22 protein-coding genes are annotated in these 23,150 nt (G+C 51.1%); 8 read left to right on the top strand and 14 right to left on the bottom strand.

Going from position 1 to position 23,150, the window contains the following annotated elements; genetic code table 11:
* Positions 1-11 precede the first annotated feature (11 nt).
* Both R70723_RS03420 and R70723_RS03415 read right to left on the bottom strand, forming a co-directional pair.
* On the bottom strand, positions 12-713 hold the full coding sequence (locus R70723_RS03420; protein ID WP_039869825.1) for an ABC transporter ATP-binding protein: 702 nt from the start codon (positions 711-713) through the stop codon (positions 12-14).
* Positions 714-851: 138 nt separating this feature from the next.
* On the bottom strand, positions 852-1,193 hold the full coding sequence (locus tag R70723_RS03415) for a zinc ribbon domain-containing protein YjdM (protein ID WP_039869823.1): 342 nt from the start codon (positions 1,191-1,193) through the stop codon (positions 852-854).
* Between the two features lie 120 nt (positions 1,194-1,313).
* Here R70723_RS03415 and R70723_RS03410 point away from each other — a divergent pair, with 120 nt between their 5' ends.
* The gene (locus R70723_RS03410) at positions 1,314-2,300 is read left to right on the top strand and encodes a DUF4003 family protein (protein WP_039869821.1); all 987 of its coding nucleotides are present in this window, start codon (positions 1,314-1,316) and stop codon (positions 2,298-2,300) included.
* A gap of 75 nt (positions 2,301-2,375) precedes the next feature.
* Here the strand turns inward: R70723_RS03410 and R70723_RS03405 are convergent, their stop codons facing one another.
* Positions 2,376-2,810 (bottom strand): hypothetical protein, encoded by a 435-nt coding sequence (locus tag R70723_RS03405; protein ID WP_039869818.1) that lies wholly within the window; start codon positions 2,808-2,810, stop codon positions 2,376-2,378.
* A 40-nt stretch (positions 2,811-2,850) separates the two neighbouring features.
* Complete coding sequence (locus tag R70723_RS03400; protein WP_039869815.1) at positions 2,851-3,753, bottom strand: GNAT family N-acetyltransferase; 903 nt, start codon at positions 3,751-3,753, stop codon at positions 2,851-2,853.
* A 310-nt stretch (positions 3,754-4,063) separates the two neighbouring features.
* On the opposite strand from R70723_RS03400, the gene R70723_RS03395 reads away from it, so the two are divergent.
* The 3 genes from R70723_RS03395 (at position 4,064) to R70723_RS33220 (ending at position 8,477) form a co-directional block, all read left to right on the top strand.
* Positions 4,064-5,839 (top strand): ABC transporter ATP-binding protein, encoded by a 1,776-nt coding sequence (locus R70723_RS03395; protein ID WP_039869812.1) that lies wholly within the window; start codon positions 4,064-4,066, stop codon positions 5,837-5,839.
* Positions 5,826-7,601, top strand: a complete 1,776-nt coding sequence (locus tag R70723_RS03390; protein WP_039869809.1) for an ABC transporter ATP-binding protein — start codon at positions 5,826-5,828, stop codon at positions 7,599-7,601. Before R70723_RS03395 ends, R70723_RS03390 begins: the two co-directional genes overlap by 14 nt.
* Positions 7,602-7,790: 189 nt before the next feature.
* Positions 7,791-8,477: a hypothetical protein gene (locus R70723_RS33220; protein ID WP_144027208.1), complete on the top strand. Its 687-nt coding sequence runs from the start codon at positions 7,791-7,793 to the stop codon at positions 8,475-8,477.
* Positions 8,478-8,672: 195 nt separating this feature from the next.
* Here the strand turns inward: R70723_RS33220 and R70723_RS03385 are convergent, their stop codons facing one another.
* The 7 genes from R70723_RS03385 to R70723_RS03355 all read right to left on the bottom strand — a co-directional run bounded on the left by R70723_RS03385 (position 8,673) and on the right by R70723_RS03355 (position 18,173).
* Positions 8,673-10,355 (bottom strand): ABC transporter substrate-binding protein, encoded by a 1,683-nt coding sequence (locus tag R70723_RS03385; protein ID WP_039869806.1) that lies wholly within the window; start codon positions 10,353-10,355, stop codon positions 8,673-8,675.
* A 68-nt stretch (positions 10,356-10,423) separates the two neighbouring features.
* Positions 10,424-11,296: a carbohydrate ABC transporter permease gene (locus R70723_RS03380; RefSeq protein ID WP_039869804.1), complete on the bottom strand. Its 873-nt coding sequence runs from the start codon at positions 11,294-11,296 to the stop codon at positions 10,424-10,426.
* A gap of 15 nt (positions 11,297-11,311) precedes the next feature.
* Positions 11,312-12,271 (bottom strand): ABC transporter permease, encoded by a 960-nt coding sequence (locus tag R70723_RS03375; protein ID WP_039869801.1) that lies wholly within the window; start codon positions 12,269-12,271, stop codon positions 11,312-11,314.
* A gap of 241 nt (positions 12,272-12,512) precedes the next feature.
* The gene (locus R70723_RS03370; RefSeq protein WP_039878207.1) at positions 12,513-14,789 is read right to left on the bottom strand and encodes an AraC family transcriptional regulator; all 2,277 of its coding nucleotides are present in this window, start codon (positions 14,787-14,789) and stop codon (positions 12,513-12,515) included.
* A gap of 164 nt (positions 14,790-14,953) precedes the next feature.
* Positions 14,954-15,205 carry a hypothetical protein gene (locus R70723_RS03365; RefSeq protein WP_039869798.1) on the bottom strand — a complete coding sequence of 84 codons (252 nt, stop codon included), beginning with the start codon at positions 15,203-15,205 and terminating at the stop codon, positions 14,954-14,956.
* 3 nt (positions 15,206-15,208) lie between these two features.
* Positions 15,209-16,762, bottom strand: coding sequence for a glycosyltransferase family 39 protein (locus R70723_RS03360; protein ID WP_039869795.1), 1,554 nt, complete (start codon positions 16,760-16,762; stop codon positions 15,209-15,211).
* A 79-nt stretch (positions 16,763-16,841) separates the two neighbouring features.
* Entirely contained in the window at positions 16,842-18,173 is a 1,332-nt protein-coding gene (locus R70723_RS03355; RefSeq protein ID WP_039869792.1) for a methyl-accepting chemotaxis protein, read from the bottom strand.
* 346 nt (positions 18,174-18,519) lie between these two features.
* Here R70723_RS03355 and R70723_RS03350 point away from each other — a divergent pair, with 346 nt between their 5' ends.
* From R70723_RS03350 to R70723_RS03335, 4 genes are all read left to right on the top strand, one after another.
* Positions 18,520-19,041: a ClbS/DfsB family four-helix bundle protein gene (locus tag R70723_RS03350; protein WP_039869789.1), complete on the top strand. Its 522-nt coding sequence runs from the start codon at positions 18,520-18,522 to the stop codon at positions 19,039-19,041.
* A 69-nt stretch (positions 19,042-19,110) separates the two neighbouring features.
* A complete protein-coding gene (locus tag R70723_RS03345) occupies positions 19,111-19,848 on the top strand; it encodes a hypothetical protein (protein ID WP_156123776.1) in 738 nt (245 codons plus the stop codon).
* Between the two features lie 30 nt (positions 19,849-19,878).
* Entirely contained in the window at positions 19,879-20,865 is a 987-nt protein-coding gene (locus R70723_RS03340; RefSeq protein ID WP_231574818.1) for a phosphotransferase enzyme family protein, read from the top strand.
* 18 nt (positions 20,866-20,883) lie between these two features.
* Positions 20,884-21,297, top strand: a complete 414-nt coding sequence (locus tag R70723_RS03335; protein ID WP_039869785.1) for a VOC family protein — start codon at positions 20,884-20,886, stop codon at positions 21,295-21,297.
* A 64-nt stretch (positions 21,298-21,361) separates the two neighbouring features.
* Here R70723_RS03335 and R70723_RS03330 read toward each other — a convergent pair whose 3' ends face one another.
* Genes R70723_RS03330 through R70723_RS03320 form a run of 3 tightly spaced genes read right to left on the bottom strand, consistent with a single transcriptional unit; the run spans position 21,362 to position 23,098 of the window.
* On the bottom strand, positions 21,362-21,625 hold the full coding sequence (locus R70723_RS03330) for a hypothetical protein (RefSeq protein ID WP_179088122.1): 264 nt from the start codon (positions 21,623-21,625) through the stop codon (positions 21,362-21,364).
* Between the two features lie 49 nt (positions 21,626-21,674).
* Positions 21,675-22,598, bottom strand: coding sequence for a hypothetical protein (locus tag R70723_RS03325; RefSeq protein WP_039869781.1), 924 nt, complete (start codon positions 22,596-22,598; stop codon positions 21,675-21,677).
* Complete coding sequence (locus tag R70723_RS03320; protein ID WP_039869780.1) at positions 22,595-23,098, bottom strand: hypothetical protein; 504 nt, start codon at positions 23,096-23,098, stop codon at positions 22,595-22,597. The genes R70723_RS03325 and R70723_RS03320 overlap by 4 nt, the downstream gene beginning before the upstream one ends.
* Between the last annotated feature and the right edge of the window lie 52 nt (positions 23,099-23,150).

Here is a 23,150-nt window from a genome sequence, read left to right as displayed (position 1 = left end):
TTGTCAGCTCCTTACCATTCGATATCGTCAACGGATACCGGCGCAGGATTAACAACCATCTTCCGTACCTTGGCGTTATTGATTTCAATCACCCGGTCGGCCATTGGCGCGATCGCCAGATTATGCGTAATGACGATAACAGTGGTTCCGGTATTCCGGCAGGTATCCTGCAAAAGCTTCAGTACCTGCTTGCCGGTGTTGTAATCCAGCGCGCCTGTCGGCTCATCGCAGAGCAGCAGCTTCGGCTGCTTCGCAAGCGCCCGGGCAATCGCAACACGCTGCTGCTCCCCGCCGGACAGCTGGGCCGGGAAATTGTTCAGCCGTTCCCCGAGTCCGACATCCTCCAGCACCTTACGCGCATCCAGCGCACGCGGGGAAATCTGCGAGGCCAGCTCGACATTTTCCAGTGTGGTCAGATTGGGCACCAGATTATAGAACTGGAACACAAAGCCCACGTCATTACGGCGGTAGCCGGTCAGCTGCTTGCTGTTAAATTTGGCAATATCGGTACCATCCACAATAACCTGGCCTTCGTCAGCCGAATCCATGCCGCCCAAAATATTCAGCACGGTCGATTTGCCTGCACCGCTGGGACCGACAATGACCGCAAATTCACCCTTATTAATCTCAAAATCGATTCCATCGTTGGCAATAATCATCGTCTCGCCCATCTTGTAGCGCTTGTATTCTCCTTTGACAGCAACAAAGCTCATTCCTCATCCTCCTGTTTCTATCTAGGCCGGGCCCTTATACTCCAGTTTATCACAAAAATATTGTCTAATCCTGCCGGCTCCTATTCAAAAAAGCTGCGGCATCTTCTCCGCAGCTTGGTCTCTCTGTCTTCCGGTTCCTTATGCCTTCCGCACAAACTCCGATTTCAGCTTCATCGCGCCGAAGCCGTCAATTTTGCAATCTATGTCATGATCGCCATCCACCAGCCGGATGTTCTTCACCTTTGTGCCGATCTTCAGCACGGAGGAGCTTCCTTTGACCTTCAGATCCTTAATTACCGTTACAGAGTCTCCGTCATTCAGCACATTTCCGTTGGCATCCTTAACCACCTTAACGTCTTCACTGTTCCCGCTCTCTGCCCCGGCAGTCCATTCATGCCCGCACTCCGGACACACCAGCTGTGTTCCATCCTCGTAGGTGTATACTGAGCTGCACTGCGGACAATTCGGTAATTCATTCATTATTTCATGTCTCCATTCACATTAATTTCCCTGCTGTGGCAGATTCGTGCTATCCACATGTTAATTATAGTAAAATATTGAGTGTGAGACTATACCCGGATTATCTGAGAGGAGCTCCTTATGAACGAACCGTTTACTGCAAGACTTGAATTATTCGTCGATAACAACCAGCAGATCAAGAAGGCGTTTGCCTGGAAAAGCGGACAGATCAACCGTCTGGCTGCTCTTTTGTACACGGTGGAAAATAAAGCGGTTGATATTGACGCCATACGCGACAGCAGCGAGCTGATTAAAAGCTCAACCGGACTCTTTTCAACATTCCGGGGCAATTTGTCAGTCTGTATTGCTGCCCTGCTGTCACTGTCAGGTGACAGGAAGACCCAGCTCTCCGATACTCTGGCTGTTTATGAGCTGCTGAAGGAACGCAAGCTGCGGGCCTCCGATTATCTGGTCGCCGCTGCGTACCAGATTGCTGCCCATTCCGCATTCGGCCAGCATCAGCTTATGGCTGACAGAACCCGCCAGTTCTATGACAGCATGAAGGAATATCACCGTTTTCTGACCGGGCAGGATGATTATATCTTCTCCGCCATGCTGGCGCTGTCGGATCTCGAGCCGGAGCGCGGTGCAGCCCGGATGGAGCAGCTATACGCCGAGCTGAAGCCGGAATTCCTGTCAGGCAACAGTGTGCAGGCACTGACACAAGTGCTGGCGCTGGGCGGAGAGACGCCTGGGGCTGCTGCACGTGTGCTTGCCCTGCGCGATGCCTTCCGCAGCAGAGGTATCAAGATGGACAGGGAATATACCCTTTCCTCCCTCGGAATATTGTCTCTGCTTCCGGCAGACGATGAGACACTTGTTCAGGATATCTCCGATACCCATGACTACCTGCGGAGCCAAAAGGGCTTCGGCAGCTGGTCCGTCACCAAGCAGGAGCTGCTGCTGCTCAGCGCCGCCCTGGTATCCTACAAGTATATTGAAGCTGTGCAAAGCGGCATCTTGGCCTCGGCGCTCTCCACCAGCCTGACCAATATCGTCATTGCCCAGCAGACGGCAATTGCCGTAGCCGCCGCTTCTTCCGCTGCGGCAGCTTCTTCGTCGCACTGATTTTTTATATTAGGACATAAAACTAGGACTGCTCCACCCGCTTGGGGTGACGCAGTCCCTTTGTTTAATGCTGTTCTAGCTTAGCTTATGCCAGTAAGCTAATGTGATTCTGTGAAGCTCTTCAAATGATAGATTATTATGGACTTCGTCATATACGTTCAGATCATCAGCACGAATATAAAGATGACCTCCACTATTATTGGGAAGATCACACAGACAAACTATTTTGATACAGTCTTCCTCTTGTATAACCTCATTAATCTCAAGCTCCATGGATACCAGCTTTGCAATGTCCCTCTCCTGTTCAGCTTTGCCCATATCCCATGCTTCATAATAAAACTCACGCAAGTTAACAAACTTATAGATAAAATGGCTATAAGACGGGTCGATCATTCTCGCCAGATACCCAATCTCAACTCTGAGTGTTAATATACCTGTTTCTTGCTCTATTGCCGTTATAGTCCCGTCATGAAGACTTCCAACAGCTATAACCATTTCTTTAATATTCATTACATTCACCCTATCTGCCGTTTCATTCCCTGCCGGAAGGTTAATCAATCTCGTAGCCCAGCGTCAGCCGGAAGCCGTCCAGCTCGTAGCCGAGCTGAGTGTAGAGCCGGATGGCTTTTTTATTGGTGCCGTAGGTGCCGAGGGTGGCAACGGCTTTGCCCTGCTCCTGCAGATACGCAAGTGCGGTGCAGAGCAGATTCCGGGCAATCCCCCGGCTGCGCCACTGCGGAATGACGAACACATTCTCCGTGACGCTGTGTCCATCGGTTATTTTCCAGGTGGAGGTGTTGCCCAGAAACTGTTCCCCGCTGAAGGCACAGAAGTTTACCAGTTCAGGAGTGCCCTGCATCCAGGCCAGATGGTTGAGACTCCAGGCTACCCCGTCAAAGGAGGCCTGCTCCGCCGAATGATACTTTTCCCGGGCCTCATCGTTATTCAGCAGAAAGAGGCGGATTTGCACATCCTCCGGCAGAGGATACACGGGAACCGGTCGGGTAAGGTCATATTTTAAAACAACAATGGTTTCGTAAACGGTAAAGCCGCGTTTCAGGAAATAACTCTGCTCCGCAAGATTGTCAGGGTCAACATACTGATTCAGCACAATCCGTTTCTCCGGATGCTGTGCCTTTATCTCCCGTGACCGGGCAAGCAGCGTATTCATCAGGGCATCCTTAACAGCTTCATCCTCGTCTCCGCCGGCAAAGCTGATCTCACCGGTGAGATAGCGGATAAACCAGGGATCATCATCATGCCCGGCTGCGTGAAACGTATCATGGTACGTCAAATGGGCGATAGCGAGCGCTTCGTTATCTTTTGCAGCCAGAAACATGTTCTTCTGCTCAAAATCACCGTGATACAGGTAATACATATGCAGCGCAAAGCCAAAACCTGCAACCTTCTCTTCGTCTCCGTCATTCACATTCCGAATGATCCAATCTCCCAACAAACATCGTCCCCCGTCCGCCCCACTCATCAAGCCGCGCAGGCAGAAATTTATTTTTGGTAATTATACCCTTTAAATAGTGGATAAGCTTATTGAAAAATGCAAGGTAAAAGTTGAGTATAACTAATCTGAACATGGAGTTCAGGCCGGAATTCTGCAATGATAAAGTTGCATCTATTCCCGTTCAATTGATTGTAACAACAAATTTTGCTGTTAACGGGTATCGGCCAATTATTGTGTTATAATCACTCTGATTTATTCGTTTTCAACATGGTAACGTACAACAGAACAAACAGAAACAGGTGATGAAATGTTTGAGCTTAAGTGGCTGTGGCAGAACCTGCAGGGAAACCGGGCAAGGTATATTCTGGCACTCTGCCTCTCGGTGGTGGGTTCCGCACTTACCATTGTCAACCCGTACATCAGTCAGCGCATTGTCGACACTTTTATAGCCGGCGATAATGCAGTCCAGAATCTGACCGATAAGCGCGGACTTCTGATAGCACTCTGTCTGGGCATGATCGGCTTTTCGCTGCTGCGTACCGGTCTGGCCTATCTGACAACGATGCAGTATGAGCGTTCCTCGCAGAACATGATGTACAACATCCGTATTTATCTGTACAACAAAATCCAGGGGCAGGACCGTGAGTACTACGACCGCAACCGTACCGGTGACCTTATGACCAAAATGACCGGTGACCTGGATATGGTGCGGCACTCGATGGCGTGGATTTTCAAGACGATTATCGAGTCGGTGACGATTTTTGCAGCCGCTGTCATTTACTTCTTTACCATTGATGCGGTATTGACCTTATGGATGCTGGTCCTGGCACCGCCGATTTTTATTGTGGCCTACATATTTGCTAAACGCGTCCGCCCGATGTATATTGACCTGCGCGAACGGCTGTCCCAGCTGAATACGACCACACAGGAAAACATCTCCGGGAACCGTGTCGTCAAAGCATTCGCCCGCGAGGCATTCGAGATTGAGAAATTTACAGACAAGAATGTGAACTATTCAACGGCCAACAAAAAGGCTGCACTCGTCTGGCTTGATTATTTCCCGTATCTGGAGAGCTTTGCCCAGGCGTTCAACGTTATCCTGATGCTGGCCGGCGGCCTGTTCCTCATGGACGGAAGAATTACCTTCGGTGAGTTCGCCGCCTTTACTTCACTGATCTGGGCGATCTCAAACCCGATGCGCAATATCGGTATTATCATTAATGATATTCAGCGGTTTTTTGCGAGCTTGTCCAAAATCGTCGATATCTACTACGCCAAGCCTTCGATTGCCAATGAGCATAACCCTGTGCAGAAGCGCCGGTACGAAGGCCGCATTGAATTCCAGAATGTCCGTTTTAAATATGACAGCGCTCTCGTCCTTGATGATGTCAGCTTTACTGTTGAGCCTGGTGAAACCGTCGCTATCATGGGTTCAACCGGTGCGGGCAAGACCACCATCATCAATCTGATCCCCCGTTTCTATGAGGCAACCTCAGGCAAGGTGCTGGTGGACGGCGTGGATGTACGCAATCTGGAGCTTGATGAGCTGCGGGGCAATATCGGAATGGCTACCCAGGATGTATTGCTGTTCTCGGATACGATAGACGGCAACATTGCTTACGGCGATCCCGATCTGCCCGAAGAGGATGCGATGGAATATGCCCGGAAGGCTGCAGCCCACGACTTTATTACCAAAATGCCGGAAGGCTACGATACGGTAGTCGGTGAGCGCGGCGTCGGTCTGTCCGGCGGGCAGAAGCAGCGTATTGCGCTGGCGCGGGCACTCGCTGTGCACCGGCCGATTCTGATTCTTGATGATACGACCTCTGCGGTCGATCTGGAGACAGAGGAGCACATCCAGCGCAGTCTGCGTGAGCTGGATTATCCTTGCACGAAGATCATTATTGCCCAGCGGGTATCCACTACCTGTGAAGCGGACCGGATTCTGATTATTGACCGCGGCCGCCTGATTGAAGAAGGCACCCATGCCGAGCTGTTGGCCAAACGGGGTTACTATTACGATGTATTTATGCTGCAAAACGAAGGTATTGGAAGGCAGGTGAGCCAGAGTGGCAAGGAATAGATTTGACGTCGATGAGAATCTGGAGTCGCCGTTTAATATTAAGCATTTCCGGCGGGCCATGATCTATATCAGACGTAAAAAGAAACCGATGATTCTCGCATTCATTCTGAGCGCTTTGTCAGCAGCTATCTCCCTGTCCGCACCGCTGATTATGCAGCATGTCGTTGACGTGACCATCCCGGCCAAAGCCAAGGGTGCGCTGGTCGGCTGGTCGGCGCTGATGCTCCTGACCATTGTTGTCAGCGTTGTGCTGGCGACGATCCGGTCTCGGATTATGACGAAGGTTGGGCAGGATATCATTTTTGACATCCGGACGGATCTGTTCAAGCATCTGCAGGAGCTGCCGTTCAAGTATTACGATGACCGTCCGCAGGGTAAAATCCTAATCCGGGTAGTCAACTACGTCAATGCCGTTTCCGACGTTCTGTCCAACGGGATTATCAACTTTATTCTGGAGATTGTGAACCTGATCTTCATCGCCGCCTTCATGTTCGCGGTTGATGTCCGGCTCTCGTTCGTTACGCTGGCCGGACTGCCTGTATTCCTCGGCATCATGCTGCTGATCAAAAACAAGCAGCGCCGGGCCTGGCAGGCCGTCTCCAATAAGAGCTCCAATCTGAACGCCTACCTGCAGGAAAGCATCAGCGGGATCGGCGTCACCCAGATGTTCTCACGCGAGCAGCGCAATGAAGGCATCTTCACTAAGCTCGTCGGCAATTTCCGGACGGAATGGATGCGGGCCTTACGGTATAACTCGCTAATCCCGTTCACCGTCGATAATCTGGCTACAACGGTTATGACGCTGATCTATCTGGTCGGCCTGCTGACGCTAAGCCCGCAGGATGTGACCTTCGGGGTCATTCTCGCGATGAGCAGCTACGCAGCCCGCTTCTGGCAGCCGATTCTTAACTTATCCAACCTGTACAACAGCTTCATCAACGCCGTCGCTTATCTGGAGCGGATCTTCGAAACGCTGGATGAGCCGGTTACGGTCAGCGACGTTCCGGGTGCAAAGGCGCTGCCTCCTGCCCGCGGGCAGGTGACCTTCGACGATGTTACCTTCGCCTATGATCCGGGGCTGAACATTCTGGAGAACATTTCCTTTGACGTTAAGGCCGGCGAAAGCGTGGCTCTGGTCGGACCGACCGGTGCCGGTAAAACCACCGTCGTCAATCTGATCTCCCGCTTCTACAATCTAACCGGCGGCCGGATTCTGATCGACGGCGAGGACATTGCCGGGGTGACCATGAAGTCGCTGCGCAGCCAGATGGGCATCATGCTGCAGGACAGCTTTATTTTCTCGGGGACGATCCTCGACAACATCCGTTACGGTAAGCTCGATGCCACCGAGGAGGAAGTAATCGCCGCAGCCAAAACCGTCTGCGCCGATGAATTCATCCGCGAGTTCGAGCAGGGCTACATGACCGAGGTCAACGAGCGCGGCTCCAAGCTCTCGCAGGGACAGCGCCAGCTGATCTCGTTCGCCAGAACGCTGCTGGCTGACCCGCGCATTCTCATCCTGGATGAGGCAACCTCCTCGATCGATGCCAAGACCGAGCGGCTGCTGCAAAAGGGACTGAACGAGCTGCTCAAGGGCCGTACCTCCTTTATCATCGCGCACCGGCTGTCGACCGTGAAAAACTGCGACCGCATTATGTACGTGTCTAACAAAGGCATCGCCGAAAGCGGCTCGCATGAGGAGCTGCTTGCACGCAAGGGCCTTTACCACCGGCTTTACACGGCGCAGAAGATGGAAGCATAGGGTTTACTTTGTAGGTTGTGAGCGGATACTCCCCTTTGTGGGGGTATCCGCTTTTTTGTGTGCATGGGAGGCGATGCTGATGGGATTGGCACGGATTGAGCCGGAATCAAAGGCACCTTTGCCTCTCATTTCGCACATTTAGCCGCCAACGCTCAAATCAAAGGCACTTTTGCCTCTCATTTCGCACATTTGGCCGCCTACGCCGAAATCAAAGGCACTTTTGCCTCTCATTTCGCACATTTAGCCGCCTGCGCCGAAATCAAGGGCACTTTTGCCTCTCATTTCGCGCATTCAACCGCCTACGCCGGAATCAGAGGCACTTTTGCCTCTCATTTCGCACATTTGGCCGCCTGCGCCGAAACCAAAGGCATTTTTGCCTCTCATTTCGCACATTCGGCCGCCTGCGCGGGAATCAAAGGCATTTTTGCCTCTCATTTCGCATATTTGGCCACCTGCGCCGAAACCAAAGGCACTTTTGCCTCTCATTTCGCGTATTCACCCACCTGCGCCGAAACCAAAGGCACTTTTGCCTCTCATTTCGCGTATTCACCCGCCTACGCCGGAATCAAGGGCACTTCTGCCTCTCATTTCGCACATTCGGCCAACTTACCCCAATTCAAAGGCATTTTTGCCTCTCATCTCGCACATTTAGCCGCTTACGCCCAAATCAAAGGCACTTTTGCCTCTCCTTTCGCACATTTGCCCGCCTACGCCGAAATCAAAGGCACTTTTGCCTCTCCTTTCGCACATTTGCCCGCCTACGCCGGAATCAAGGGCACTTTTGCCTCTCATCTCGCACATTTAGCCATCCGCGCCCACTTCTCTTATTACTCTTATTACTCCCACTGCCCTCAGTGCGCACATCCCGCCACCTAAGCGCCATTCCCCCTACCATCCCCCTTTAACCATTCCTTTACACCCCATTCCTTTACTCCTATCCTCTCCTCCAACTCCCCACACCCCCCACCAAAAAACAAGCGCCACCTCCCCAAAAGGGAAGCAGCGCCTGGCTTTTCAGAACCATTTGTATACTAACAACTCTGTACTCTACAACTCTAGTATCTCAACAACCTAATACCCCAACAAACTCTTAGTCTTCGCAAAAATCTCGTTCGCCAGCTCCGTGTAACGCGTGCTGCCGTTAGCCTCTACCTGGGCTTTGTAGCTATCGTAGTTGTCCAGGCTCTCCTGGCCGGTGACGAATTTCAGGGTCATCGTTTTGACGTAATCCATAAGCGGAGTGGAGATGAGCTTCATCTGCTCGCTTTCCTCGGCAGTCGCCATGATCGGCGGAATCAGCTTGCGTGCCTCACGCGTCTCCTGGATCCGGGTCATGAAGTCGCGCTCGCCTTCGGTCATTTTGGACAAGCGGAGCTTCTCCGAGCCGCCGTAAGCGAACATCCCGCCGGCGAAGCCATAATCGACGTTAAGCTGCTTAGGAGCCCCTTCGTTCATACCGTTGTAGTAAATATCCGGGTTCAGCACAACATTGCCATCTGCATCAAGCGTATACGTCTCGTCCTCCACACCCCAGAGGCTCAGCATTTGGCCTTCATTAGAGTACCAGAACCAGTCGATGAAGCGGAGCATTTTGATAAAGCCTTCTTCACCCAGGTCATCCAGCGCATTCTGGCTGATCATAACGCCATTCTCCAGCCGCGAGTTCTCAATCTGCAGCTTGCCTTTTGGGCCGCCCGGCTGGGTAATCATATACAATTCGGCGTTCGGGTCCTGCATCTTGCTCTTGAAGTCAGCCAGTACCTGGTACACGCCGCTGATCGCGTAGGTGTCGCCCTTGAAGAACTTCGCCTGTGCCGCGTCGTCCTCCTGGGTGAACGTTTCCGGGTCCAAGATGCCGTCAGTAACGAGCTTATTGAAATAGCCCACAAAGCTCTTGAAGTCATCGGAGTTATCGGCAAAAGCGAACTGCTGTTTATCCTGGTCAAACGTCAGCCCGTTGGAAATCCCCCAGCCGGCGGTCACGCCATACTGCACAGCAGCGATATTCAGGGCAGACTCACCCTTGAACTGGTCAGAGATAACGTATGGAGAGCCGGTGAATTCTTTTACCTTTTTCAGAGCTGCAGCAAATTCCTCATACGTCCAGTTGCCCTGCTCACCTTCTACATCTACTCCGGCCGCCTCAAAAACATCCTTACGGATAATGTAGGAGTACCCGCCGCCCGCAATCTCCCACATGCCCGGAAGCAGATAGTACTTGCCGTCGTCACGCAGCTTCATCTTCAGGTCCTCTTCCATCCCCCAGTCCTTAACTGCCTTGGAGTAGTTCGGCATGTACTGGACCCAGTCACTAACCGGAACGATCTGGCCGGACGCTACGAAAGCGGATTCATCATAAGTCTTGGGAATGATATACGGAGCATCGCCGCTGTTGACCAGCAGGGATTTCTGATTCTCGTATTCGGTTCTGGCTGTAATGGACAAATCGAAGGTTACATTGGTTTTCTCCTGAATGGCGCTCCACAGTCTCCAGTCCGCTTTATACGGATAGTTCTCATGGTCGCTGTACATCATGGAGTAGCTGACAGGCTCATTGGAGCGGAACGTCTGGTCCTCGCCAAAAGCGTAATCCTCCGCCGCACCCGCTTCCGCATTTGAAGATCCTGCATTCGCCGCCTTTGTTGCTTCCGGCTTATCGCTGTTCGCTGCTCCGTTGTTACCGGATGAACAGGCCGTTGTAAACACAAGCAGCATTGCCATTAATCCCATGCCAACTGATTTCGTGAATTTCATATTGTGCCTCCCCTTTATGGTTCAAGCTTGTATATAACGGAGTGCAGTATGCACATCCGGTTATACCGTTATCCTTTTACAGCCCCGATCATCATGCCCTGTACGAAATATTTTTGGACAAAAGGATAGATACAGATAATCGGCAGTGACGTTAGCACCATAGCTGTAGATTTTACACTTGCGGCAATCTGGCTCGTCTGATCAGAAGTAGCTCCGATTTCCGTCGGACTGATCGCATTATCGATGATCTGTTTCAGATACAAGGCAACAGGCCATTTCTCTTTCGACTGCAGATACAGGGAAGGACCGAACCAGTTGTTCCACATCCCGACCATCACGAACAGCATAATGGTGACGAGAATCGGCTTCGACAGAGGAAGAATAATTCGTGTAAAAATCCCGAATACCCCCAGGCCGTCAACACGCCCCGCCTCCTCCAGCTCACCCGGCAGACCGGCGAAGAACGTCTTCATCAGAATGACATTGAATGCGCTGATCGCTCCCGGAATAACAATGGCCCAGATGGTATCCCGCAGCCCTAGTGTTTTGGCTACCAGAATATAGTTAGGAATCAGTCCGCCGCCGAAATACATCGTAAACAGCACGAAGGGAATAAAAAACTTATTCAGCCGCAGCTTCTCCTTGGAGAGCGGATAGGACATGACTGCGGTTGCAGCCACAGCAATAAAGGTGCCCACTAAGGAATACACAATCGTGTTCCAGTAATATAAGAAAAAGTCCGGCTTGCTAAGAATGACCTGATACGTCTTCGTCGTAAATTCCACCGGAAGAATCGAGACCGAACCCGCATAAATCGCCGCCTCCGAGCTGAAGGACTGGGCCACGAGATAGACGAACGGATACAGGGTAAACAGCACAATCAGAATCATAAAAATACTGTTAATGATGTTAAACAGGCTGAAGGTTCTGCTGCTCTTCATGTTCTCTGCTCCTTTCTACCATAAGCTTGATTTCGTAGTCCGCTTGGACACAGCGTTGGCCGTTGTGACCAGAATCAGCCCGATAATGCCTTCGAACAGGCCGACTGCAGTCGCATAGCTGAAATTACCGCCGGTGATCCCCATCCGGTACACATAGGTGGAGACGACATCTGCCGATTCATAGGTAAGCGGATTGTAGAGTAGCAGGATTTTTTCAAAATTAGAGCTTAAAATGCTGCCGATGTCCAGAATCAGGAGTACCATGACCGTCGGCAGAATGCCGGGAATGGTAACGTGCCTGGCAAGACGCATCCGGTTGGCCCCGTCCATTTTGGCCGCCTCATACAGTGCCGGATCAATGCTGGTCATTGCAGCAAGATAGAGAATCGTTCCCCAGCCCAGCCCCTGCCATACCCCGGACGTAACATAGATCGGTGTGAACCATTCCGGCAGCGAGATGAAGGCGATTTTCTCAAGTCCGAGTGTGGCGAGCAGGCTGTTAACCGGACCGGTTAAGGAGAGAATTTCTTTAATCATCCCCGCGACAATAACCATCGAGATAAAATGGGGCAGATAGGATACGGTCTGGACGAATTTTTTCCATTTGAGCCTGCGGATTTCGTTGAGCAAAAGCGCGAACAGCAGGGTGAGCGGGAATTTCACCACCAGATAACTCACGCTCAGCGTCAGATCGTTGAAGAACGCCCGCCAGAAGGTCGGGTCCTTCATGAACATTTCAAAATAAGTAAAGCCGACCCATTCCGTTCCAAAAATATTCGGCCCGCCCCTGTACTTGCGGAAGGCAATAATATTCCCCAGCATCGGAGCGTACTTAAAGATCAGAAAATAAAGTACGGGAATGACCAGGAACGAATAAAGCTTCCACTCCTGCTTAACATGCTTCCACAGCGGCGTCTGATCTTTCTTCTTAAGCTGCCTGCGGGCTGCCCCACTGATTTGCGGCTGAGCTGCCATTATGCGATCACTTCCTTAATAGAAATTCATCCTGTCCAACATGAATCCGTTTACATCCCGACTGTACCCCGTCCGCCGTCTGTGCAGCAATGTTCATTAAGCAGAATGATGTACGAAACCCGCGATTTGGCGGTTGATATTTTGAATATGATGGATGATTTGGCGAATTCGGCTTGTATGAAGGTAAAAAAAGATGGCCCCGGGCTACCCCGGAGACCATCTTTCTTCTATATAAAAGAGTTTACGCCTGCTCCTGAATCGTTCTGTACTTGCCGGGGGTGATGCCTTCGTATTTCTTGAACACACGGATCAGCGCATGGCTGCTGGCGAAGCCGACGCGGGCCGCCGTCTCGTCAATGCTTACTCCCTCTATGAGCAGTGACTTAGCCGCTTCCACCCGGGTATGGTTGATATAATCATGCAGCCCCATCTCCCCTGTCTGCTCCCGGAACAAGCGGGATACGTACTGCGGGGTCAGCCGGAATTCATCCCCAATCAGGGCGACGCTGAGGTTCTTGTCATTATAATTCTTTTGCACAAAATCAATAATCTTCTCGCTGATGCCGGTGCCGGCCTGACTATTCTGCTTACTCTTGAGCAGCCCGCATACCCGCCCGAAAATATCCATCAGCTCCTGCTCAAACTCCGCCTTGGTGGTGCAAGATAAGAGCCGCTTGAGCGGACGCCATTCCTCCCAGGCGATACCGGCCTGCTCCGAGTCGGGAATGGTTTTGATCATGGTCGTCGCCAGATCCAGCAGCACACACTTGGCCATCTCATGGGAAGCCTCACACTGGAACGCCTGCCCGATCATGTTGCTGATCATCTGCTGCGCCTTGCCGAATTCCTCCGCCTTCAGGAAGTTGATCAGGATCATCTGGTCGTTCACCGTGAAGAAATAGCTGCTCTCGCCGGGCTTAATATCCCCGTACCAGATCAGCGCCCGCTCCCCAAGCATAATCCGGTGCTCCTGCGCCTCCAGCGCCTGCACAAAGGCCTGATGAATCCCGTCCATCCCGCTCAGCAGATTGCTGCCTACTGCAGTGAACCGGAGCTTGTACCGTTCAAGAATGAAGCTGCCGGCCTGCGCCAGATCCTGCTCTAGCTGCTCCTTCCATTGCTCCGTGAACTCCGGATGAACATTTACCACAGCAGCAAGCATTCCGTCCACATCTGTAAAATGGAGCATCACTCCTTCACCCGCCGTATCCTGAACGATATTCGAGACAATGAACTGAGATAAGGCCAGATCGGTCACTCCGTCCTCACTGCTCTCAATATAAAACAACATTACGGCAAAGGTGTCCCCCGTCCAGGACAAATGGTAGGCCTTTGCCAGCTCCGTCAGCGGAACATTGCGGTCCGTCTGCCCCTTCAGCAGCTTTACCAGATAATAATCCTTCAGCACCCGCAGCTGCTGAGCCTGCTTATTGTTCATATCATCGCGCTCGCGGATCGTCTCCAGCACACTGCTGCGGATAAAGGTGTACTCATCCAGATACGCTCCGCTGCGCGGCATCGTATTTCGGGCAAATACGCTTACCAGCTGCCTGATCGGGTCATAATTTTTCCGGGCAAAATAAGTGATTACCACGCCCCCGATCACAAAGCACAGCAGCAGCCCGAGCAGGTTCAAGTTACGGATGGTGCCGACGCGCTCCCAGAATACTTTTGTCGGAAACACACTGATATACTTCCAGCCTGTTGTGTCTGAGGATTCAATGGTAATCATCGATTCCACTTCCTGAAAGGAGCCCGTAAACGTCCCTGTCCCGCGGTCATTCCACTCCCGGTACAGCGGAGGAGCAACTGTATTCCCGCTCGCATTCTGGATCAGGACCTGATTATTCGTATCCATAATGAACACCTGGCCGCGGTCCACCCAGTCGATATTGCCCAGCATAGTCATAATTTTCTCGGCGTTGAGCGCAATAATCAGCGTCCCTGCGGTCTCAGAGCTCCCCTGCTTCGTCAGCGAACGGACATAAGCCGGAGTGTAGACGATATTCCCCTGATTCTCCACAGGCAGCATCACATAGCCGCGCGTCTGCTCTCCGTTAATCAGCTCCTGCCAGCTGTTATAGCTGAACGTATCCGTCTGCAGCTTCATTTCATAGAAGTCCTGCTCCTTCACATAGGTTTCGCTTGAGAGCACCGTCTGCAGCGGCTTGGAGTACAGATAAATGCCCTGTATAAAATCATTCGCCGACAGCAGCTTGTTCAGCTCCTGCTTCATCTCATACACACCGTAAGCGCTTTCCGTTTTGGATGAGATTAATTTGCGCACATCCGGATGGATGGCCAGCTGGGCCGCCAGGCTCTCCGTCTGCAGCAGCTCGCCGTCTACAATGTATCTGACCTGCTGCAGCATCGCGCCGCTGGCCAGTACGATCTCGCGCTTGACGATCTCCCGGGTCTGGCCGTATATGATTAAACTGAGTATGACCGGTATACATAGAATCACAGCATACGAAACAAATAGTCGGTAAGCTACACTCCGCGTGAATTTTCCCCGCATCCAAGCCAATACTGATCCCCTGCCTCATTGTTCTTTTTGTACAGCTACTCTTTTTGTACATTACCAATGATAGCACGATCCTTGCGCAGGGTTGATGTACAAATTGAACCTGCATGTTCAATTTGTGTATTGCGGGGGAAATCCGGTAGTTCTGTGCGGATTGCTTAATTCTGTCCGCCTTGTCCGCCACCTCTATCCATGCCCTGCCCGCCGCTGCGTCTCATCCCGCCGTTCATCCCGGGGAACCCGCCATCTGTGCCGCGGTCGCCGCCAAAACCCGGTCCCCCGTTCATCCGCGAGCCTGAGCCGCTGCCGTTACTGGAGATTGTCTGGGACGAAATAGCATCGCACGAAGTCAGCACCATAGAGCAGCCGAGTACAGCTATGATTAGAGCGGCATAACGTCTGGTCCGCATTCTTCATCTCCTCCTTCCGGCAAAGTAGTCATACACATCCTTAAAGCCCATGTATGAGAACACGATCAGCAGCGGATACACCGGGAAAATATAACGCGCCTTAATCTCCCACAGCAGATAAAATCCGATAAACCCGAGCAGAACCAGCACCAGCGGAGTTTCACCGTAGCGTCCAGCCCTGATACTGCCGATCAGCCGGACCATAATGCCGCCGTACATCAGCAGATTCAGCACATACATCATCCACAGCAATCCGCTCCGGTAGCCGGAATCTCCTTTAAAAAGATCAGTAGCAGCGTTTGTATAGCTATAGCGGTCCATGACCATGCCAACCATTCTCCCTCTGTCGCCGGAGGAGCTGTCATTGCCAATTCCGTAGCGCTCCATCTGGTAGGTTCCTTCCGTCCAGGTCCAGATCAGCTTTTTATAATACATTTTCACCAGATCACCTGTGCTTGCGTCCGCCAGCTTATTATTAATTTCCTCTTTAAACAGCTCAGTACTTGCCGCCTTATTGTAATCAGCATCCTGCTGGTAAATCGTATAGCTCTCCCGGTTGTCCCAGAAGCCGAACGTCTCCAGATTGATGCCCATATTCAGCCACATGTAGACCGGTGCGGAATTGGTATTGACGGATTCATCCACTACACCTGTTGCCTGCAGCGCCGCATTTTGCGTCCAGCCTGGTACATTAAACAGCGCACCCGTAATGAACAGCGCCGCCAGCGTCTTCCGCACACCCAGCTTACGAATGCCCAGCAGCAGGCTAATCAGTACCGCAATCAGGACAATAACGCCGACGCTCCGGAAATAGTTCCCGATGGCCAGCAGGACTGCTGCAAACAGAATGTCCTTTAAGGATTTTCTTTTCATAAATCTCACAGCAAAATATAGAGTGCCCGTCAGAAAAGCTGTAGCAATCACATCATTGTAAATAAAATTGCTCATGAACAGGGCCGGCAGATAGGCTGCCGCAAACACCAGAACCCCGTAATCATGCTCCCGGGACTTTTCGTTAAGCTCTTTATACAGCAGGTAAATCATTAACGTCGTTAAGAGCGTGAACAGAATATTAAATATTTTAATCGTCAGGTAATTATCCGGAAAAAGGTACAGCAGCGTCTTTAAGTATAGTACCGTCGAAAAGTTAAACGGGAACATATGCAGATACCCGCCCGTCTCAAAGGACGAATAATCGCTGCGGTAGAGCATATCGAGCGCCAGATTAAGCACCGTCTCGGAATCATCCGTCGGCAGACGGGGAAACAGGAAGATAATAGCTACATGAAGGGCAAAAGACACCGCCAGAACGGCGGGAATAACAATGCGTCTGCTGAACCTGTTGAGCTTCAGGCTTATTGTATAGAGCGCGGCGCTTATTGCCAGCATCAGAACGATGACCAGAATGAACAGGCCAAGCTGCTGTTTCTCAAGCACCGGTGTATCGCCATACACGAAATAACTGTACTTTGCCCTGATAAAAAACGAGGACGCAATGAACAGCCCGATGAACAAGCTAAGCATGATATATAGTGATTTATGAATACCCCTGGCCATGGAGAGCCTCCTCTTAAGGCAATATGATAACCGGAGTATACATAATGAAGCTGAACGTTAGATGAAGATGATGTTCTATTTAAAAAGTGAATCTTTTTACGGACTCAATTAACTGTGACGCAAGCTCAGACTGCTGCTCCATCGATACTGCCGCTTCATTCATCACCGCGCTAATATCGGCTAGGCTGGCATTAATCTCGGCCGTATACGCAGAGGCGTTCCCGGAGGTATCTACAACCGTATCTATCACCTTACTGATCTCCTTAATAGAAGTATTCATTAGGCCGGCAGCTCCGTTCACTTCCGTCGAAATCCGGTGGATCAGCGCCGCGTCCGACTGGTATTGGCGGCCGGTCTGCAGCAGAAGCTCATAATCCGCTTTTACATTATGGTCAATGTACTCCAGCACATCCTGGGAGCTGCGCGACAGATGATCGAACACCTCTCTTACCTGCGCCACAAGCTCCTCAATTCCCGAAATGGCCTGAGCGGACTGATCTGCCAGCTTCTTCACTTCTCCTGCAACCACCTCAAACCCTCTGCCCTGCTCACCCGCTCTGGCTGCCTCAATCGATGCATTCAGGGCCAGCAGATGGGTCTGTGACGAGATTGCCTTGACGCTGTGGGAGATGACACTGATCTCTTCAACAATTGCGCCGGCTGCGATGGCTTGAAGAATATTGTCCTGCTTTTCCCTGTAGGTCCGGTCGGCCTGCTCTAGAGACGCACTGACCTGCCGGCTCATTTGTAAAGCACGGTTTTCCATTTCATCCGCTGAGCTTAAAGCCGAGCCGGCACTTACCAGCAGCAAACGGTTTTGCTCATGGAGCTGCTCGAAGGAGCTATTCGCTTCCCGGGTGGAGTGCAGCAGACTTGCAGCATCGTCCGCGAGAGTCGATGAAGTAGTATGTATGGTGTTCATGCCGGCCGAAGAATTCCGGGCCGACTCCATTAGCTCATAGCTGGCCGAATTGATGTTGCCTGAAATATCTGCAATTCCGGAGACCAGGGATTTGATATGGGCAGCGCTTTTATCGAGTGAATGGCCGAGTCTGCTGATCTCATCATTGCCGCCAAACTTAAGCTCCCCCGACAGAACGCCTTCCCCCAACTGCTCGGTGTACCCCAGTACCTTTTTCAGCCGATTCAAGACCAGCCTATCGTATACAAACACAATAATGAAAACAGAGATCAGAATACTGAGTCCCGATGAGACCAGGAAGCCGACGTTTCCTTCGATATATCTGGAGTCCCCTCCGACGATCTCAATGACCTCTCCGCTTCGGTCCAGCAGATAATTCACAGCCTGTCCGATATTCGTGCTCAGCACCTGCACAATCACAATCGCCAGCACCAGCTTGAACTTAATAGAGTTAACAGTAGCATTCAACAACCGGTTCTTAATGCCCATAAGCCTCTCCCCCGCAAGAAATAATACCTATACCATACCCCAGCCGGATTAACTGAACATAAACAAGCGGGGCTTTGGGCGCTGATTGTTGGGGTGGCGGGGTGCAGGGGTGTGGCGGGTGTGGCGGGGGGACGGAGTTCACGGGAATGCAGAGTGACGGGGGTGGCGGGGGGACAGAGTTCGCGTGGGACGGGTTGCGTGGGACGGAGTTGCGTGGGGCAAGCCGACTGGGGGCAAAAGGTACAGTTATATCTATTAATGGTGTTAATGGAGCTAAACCGGACATACTGGTGTCACTGCTATATGGTATAACGGAGTTAAAGATACAGGGAGGGATATGGATAATATGGCAAGCTATGAATATGGCTCCAAGCAGGAGCTGCTGGACACGATCCATACTAACTACATATTGTTTGATGCTGAATTTACAGGGATCAGCGACCGTTACAGGAACACTCGGATATCTGAAGTAGATAAAACACCGGGAGAAATCATCGCCTACCAGCTGGGCTGGCTGCATCTCGTAATGGGCTGGGACAAGGCAGAGCTTGCGGGACAGAGTGTGCCGATGCCGTCTACAGATTATAAATGGAACCAGCTGGGCGGATTGTACCAGTCCTTTTATAAAGAGTATGAGAGCTATACGCTTACTGATTTGCGGGGAATGCTTCGTCAGGTGGAGCAGGAATGGCTGATCTGGGTAGGCGGCTTGACGGAGGAAGAGCTGTTTACTCAGGAAATTCGCGCCTGGACAGGCAGCAAGGACAACTGGCCGATGGCCCGCTGGATTCACATTAACTCGGCAGCTCCGTTCAAAACCTTCCGGGCAAAGATCCGGAAGTGGAAAAAGCACGTTCCGGCGGAGTGAGCACGGGCGGAGTCGCGGAGTGGTAGACGGGCTAGCAGCAGAGCTGGCGCGTTTTAGCGAGGAACGTGTGTGCAAACTGCCGTTCCGCCTCATATGGGCGGAATCAGAGGCACTTTTGCCTTTGATTTTGCCATTTCGCCTCATGCAGGCGGAATCAGAGGCATTTTTGCCTTTGATTTTGCCGTTCCGCCTCATGCTGGCGGAATCAGAGGCATTTTTGCCTTTGATTTTGCCATTTCGCCTTATACGGGCGGAATCAGAGGCATTTTTGCCCTTGATTTTGCCATTCCGCCTCATGCTGGCGGAATCAGAGACATTTTGCTGTTGATTCTCCCGTTCCGCCTCATATGGGCGGAATCAGAGGCACTTTTGCCTTTGATTTTGCCATTTCGCCTCATGCAGGCCGGAATCAGAGGCATTTTTGCCTTTGATTCCGCCATTTCGCCTCATACGGGCGGAATCAGAGGCACTTTTGCCTTTCATTCTGCCGTTCTGCCTCATGCGAGCGGAATCAGAGGCATTTTTCCCTTTGATTTTGCCGTTCCGCATCATACGAGCGGAATCAAAGGCACGTTTGCCCTTCATTCTGCCGTTCCGCCTCATACGGGCGGAATCAGAGGCATTTCTGCCCTTCATTCCTCCGTTCCGCCTCATGCGAGCGGAATCAAAGGCATTGTTGCTCTTGATTCCGCCGTTCCGCCTCATATGCGCAACAACTCCAAGCCCCTCCTCCTCCAGGTACTCATGCGCGAACCTCCTCACTTTGTTCATTATAGTAACAGCTACTCCCAGTTAACAATATGGTAGAATATTGAAAACAAATAACGGAGTGGTGATTTGTACACAAAGCAAGAATACACAGTGCAAGATTACATTCTAATGGCGCAGGCCGCGCTGGAGCAATATGATTTTCCGGGCGGCGGACTGGATTACTTGGGCAAAAGCGACAGTGTCACTTTTCGGGTCCGTACTCTTGCAGAGAACCCGGACATACTGCTAAAGCTGCATTACTCCGGGGGCGAAAGAAGAACCAGTGCCAGCATCGAATCAGAGCTCATCTGGCTGGAGGCCCTATCCCGCGACACCAGACTAACCCTCCCCACACCGGTAAAAAACCGGAAGCATGAGCTGGTCACCGTTATCGCTTACGGAACATTGGAACACCTTAATGTCACCTGCTGCCGCTGGGTAAAAGGTGACCTCCTTGACCGGGAGCCGAGCCCGGAAGAAGTAACGCAGCTGGCAGAGCTCATGTCGGCGCTGCATCAGCACGCGAAGCAATGGGAACCACCAGCCGGCTTCGTCCGTCCAGTCTATCACCGTGAGAATCTGCTGTCCTCGCTTGCACAATTACAGAGTCAGCTCCCGTCTGGCCTTTTCTCCACAGCGCAATTCAACTCACTGGAATCAGCGGCCAACAGGATTGCGGAGGTCATCGAACAGCAGCCATTAACAAGGGATAACTATGGCATCATTCACTCCGATCTGCATGAGAGCAACTACGTGTTCTGTGACGGTGAGCCGAGACCGATTGATTTTTCCGGCTGCGGATATGGCTTCTACCTGTTTGATGTTGCGGAAACCTTCCTGCACTTATCGCCCGTTAACCGCCGTACCTTCCTTTCTGCCTATGCCCGCCACAACGGGCTGCCGCCGGAGTATGAGCACTTACTGGAGAGCTATTTTATCTGGGCTATTCTCAGAAACTTTGCATTTCTCTCCGCTAATCCAGTGGAGCATGAAGAGCTGTCCAGAACCATCCCTTATGTAATTGAACACTTCTGCAATAAGTATCTGAACGGGGAACCCTTCCTATTGAACTAAAAAAGGAGCTGCATATTCATGCTTGTTACGCCTACCCTGCATTTTTACGGACAATGTGAAGAGGCCATTAACCTATATCAAAAAGCCTTCGGCCTGCAGATCAAATCCCTCCTGCATTATGCTGACGCAGATCCGCACGACTGGGATTTCAGCATAACGGCAACGCAGCAAAGCTACGTTTATCACGCAGAGGCTTACATCGGCACTCAGCGTATTATGCTCGCGGATGAAATTGGGCCGGAGGCCTCAGGCAACCCCAATCTTGTCTTGACTATTACCTTTGAAACAGATGATCTGGTAAAAGAAGCCTATGAGGCTCTCAAGGAAGGCGGGAGCATCATCCAGCCTTTGCGCACAACGACATACAGCTCCTCTATGGCTTCCGTGGTGGACAGGTTTGGCTTCCGCTGGGGATTAATGACAGAGAATTAAGAACAAGAGGGCGGGTTACCGCCCCCTTCATTAAAGCTTAGACAGCTCGTCCAAAAACGCCGGCTTATTGAAATATTGCTCCTGCAGCGGCAGTTTCATAAATATACTGGCTGTATATTTGCTCCACTTCCGTTTGATACACTCCCGATAGCCGCGCCGCGTACTCTTCTATCGCACTCGGATTGGCTTGTACGTAAGCTAGTATCTCTGCAAGATCATTTTTATCCGAGATCAGCTGTAAATAGACCTCACAGGTAGACCATGTGTCCGAAAGTTTGAGCTCTGCAAGAATGCTGCGGTAGAAATCCTCCTTATTCCCTTCAGACAATGCTTCAAGCTCAGCGTAATATTCATAGTCCCCATCCAGCAAAAGCTCTTTAGCCAGCTGCCTCTGCTCTTTCCTTTAGCGACAGCGCCTTATAAGCTGCATATCGCGCCTTTTTAAAGTCGGATCTGTCTCCCCATTCTCCTTGCTCTGCCAGCTGGATGGCACGCCCGTAGTCGCCAGCCTCCATGCTTTTCTGAATCGCCAATGCTCTGAATGAACTCATATGTAGATGTTCCTGCATAAACTTATCCGCTTCTTCAGCTGAGCTATATTTATCGATAAGCTCAAACTGAATTCTCTGCAACGCCTCATTTAAATACTCCCTATACCTCTCACCAGTAGTAGCTGTAATCCGCTCGCCGATAGCCGCCAGCAATTGCTCTCTGCGCTTCTTCTCATCAGCAAATACCGTACATATCCGCAGCAGAGTAACCGGATAATCATCCCAGCCGTCAAATACAGCATTTTGGCTCATCTTAATCAGGCGTGTTAAAAAATGCTTCCGCACGGACTCATCCGCCGTCTGCTGACCCTCAGCAAGCCCGTCAATCTGATCCAACACCTCATCCACCAGCGCCCCGATCTCGCCGTCCGAGTCATCCGCATACTGAAACGCCTCTACTCCTTCTTCCAGTACCAGTAAGGCCATTTCCAGCTTCACTGTATCCTCGCCCACACTATCCTTACTATCCAGCAAAGCCATTAGATCTGCTGCGAAGCTGCTTGTCTCCCGGTAAGGGATGAAGCCCTCCCGGCCTGTGTATTGCTTAACGATCGTTTTTAAAAGCTTTTGGAAGGTTTTAAGCAGGCGCGGCTGATCCTCAGTACCATATTTTAAAAGAAGCTTATTCTTAAACACCTCATCTTGCCCGGCAGCCTCAGCAATAATAGCAATCAGTTCTTCTTTGGACAATTCTCTCAGCACTTCTTCTAGCTTGCGCTGGTTCGCCATAGCTGTTAACACCTTTATCATTTAATGACATCATTCAGCAACGTTATTACCTTCTCTTTTTCGTTTTTGTTTATGGTTATCTTCTTGCTATTAAGCCAATTGCGTTTTAGTTTAAACCTGACTATTACAGAATTGCCCTCATCTTTAACGGACACTTTCTCTGTCTGCTCCCATCTCCACATACCATCTCTCGTTAAAATGCCCTGATCATAAATCTCAATTTTACTGAGCGCTCTTACCAAATAAACAGGTGCCAACAGGATTAAATACATCGGCCAAAACAGAAACATCAGCTCTATACCGCCCTCTGCTCCATAGAAGCGGATCACTTGAAATAATCCGACAGCTAAAAATACTATTCCAAAAATGACGTCAAAAGCAAACTTTGCATCCCTGATGACCAGCTGACTGTCACCCATTGTCTTCCGGCTTGCTTTTCTTCGTATGATTACAGTTATACACCAGATTACTACAATAAGAGCTACTATAACAGGAACAGCCATAAGCACTTCAAAAGTCATGATTGATTCTCCTCTTGTTTCAATTACGCCATACATACAAATTCCCCTTATA

Origin of the sequence: Paenibacillus sp. FSL R7-0273 (assembly GCF_000758625.1) — a bacterium.
Lineage (GTDB): Bacteria > Bacillota > Bacilli > Paenibacillales > Paenibacillaceae > Paenibacillus_AQ.
The sequence above is the reverse complement of the archived record's forward strand: the minus strand, read 5'-3'. Positions and strand labels throughout refer to the sequence as shown.

Excerpts from the sequence above, each read along its gene's own strand:
- R70723_RS03420 (WP_039869825.1), bottom strand. The coding sequence starts at position 713 with ATGAGCTTTGTTGCTGTCAAAGGAGAATACAAGCGCTACAAGATGGGC.
- R70723_RS03415 (WP_039869823.1), bottom strand. The coding sequence starts at position 1,193 with ATGAATGAATTACCGAATTGTCCGCAGTGCAGCTCAGTATACACCTAC.
- R70723_RS03410 (WP_039869821.1), top strand. The coding sequence starts at position 1,314 with ATGAACGAACCGTTTACTGCAAGACTTGAATTATTCGTCGATAACAAC.
- R70723_RS03405 (WP_039869818.1), bottom strand. The coding sequence starts at position 2,810 with ATGAATATTAAAGAAATGGTTATAGCTGTTGGAAGTCTTCATGACGGG.
- R70723_RS03395 (WP_039869812.1), top strand. The coding sequence starts at position 4,064 with ATGTTTGAGCTTAAGTGGCTGTGGCAGAACCTGCAGGGAAACCGGGCA.
- R70723_RS03385 (WP_039869806.1), bottom strand. The coding sequence starts at position 10,355 with ATGAAATTCACGAAATCAGTTGGCATGGGATTAATGGCAATGCTGCTT.
- R70723_RS03380 (WP_039869804.1), bottom strand. The coding sequence starts at position 11,296 with ATGAAGAGCAGCAGAACCTTCAGCCTGTTTAACATCATTAACAGTATT.
- R70723_RS03375 (WP_039869801.1), bottom strand. The coding sequence starts at position 12,271 with ATGGCAGCTCAGCCGCAAATCAGTGGGGCAGCCCGCAGGCAGCTTAAG.
- R70723_RS03370 (WP_039878207.1), bottom strand. The coding sequence starts at position 14,789 with ATGCGGGGAAAATTCACGCGGAGTGTAGCTTACCGACTATTTGTTTCG.
- R70723_RS03365 (WP_039869798.1), bottom strand. The coding sequence starts at position 15,205 with ATGCGGACCAGACGTTATGCCGCTCTAATCATAGCTGTACTCGGCTGC.
- R70723_RS03360 (WP_039869795.1), bottom strand. The coding sequence starts at position 16,762 with ATGGCCAGGGGTATTCATAAATCACTATATATCATGCTTAGCTTGTTC.
- R70723_RS03355 (WP_039869792.1), bottom strand. The coding sequence starts at position 18,173 with ATGGGCATTAAGAACCGGTTGTTGAATGCTACTGTTAACTCTATTAAG.
- R70723_RS03350 (WP_039869789.1), top strand. The coding sequence starts at position 18,520 with ATGGCAAGCTATGAATATGGCTCCAAGCAGGAGCTGCTGGACACGATC.
- R70723_RS03335 (WP_039869785.1), top strand. The coding sequence starts at position 20,884 with ATGCTTGTTACGCCTACCCTGCATTTTTACGGACAATGTGAAGAGGCC.
- R70723_RS03325 (WP_039869781.1), bottom strand. The coding sequence starts at position 22,598 with ATGATAAAGGTGTTAACAGCTATGGCGAACCAGCGCAAGCTAGAAGAA.
- R70723_RS03320 (WP_039869780.1), bottom strand. The coding sequence starts at position 23,098 with ATGACTTTTGAAGTGCTTATGGCTGTTCCTGTTATAGTAGCTCTTATT.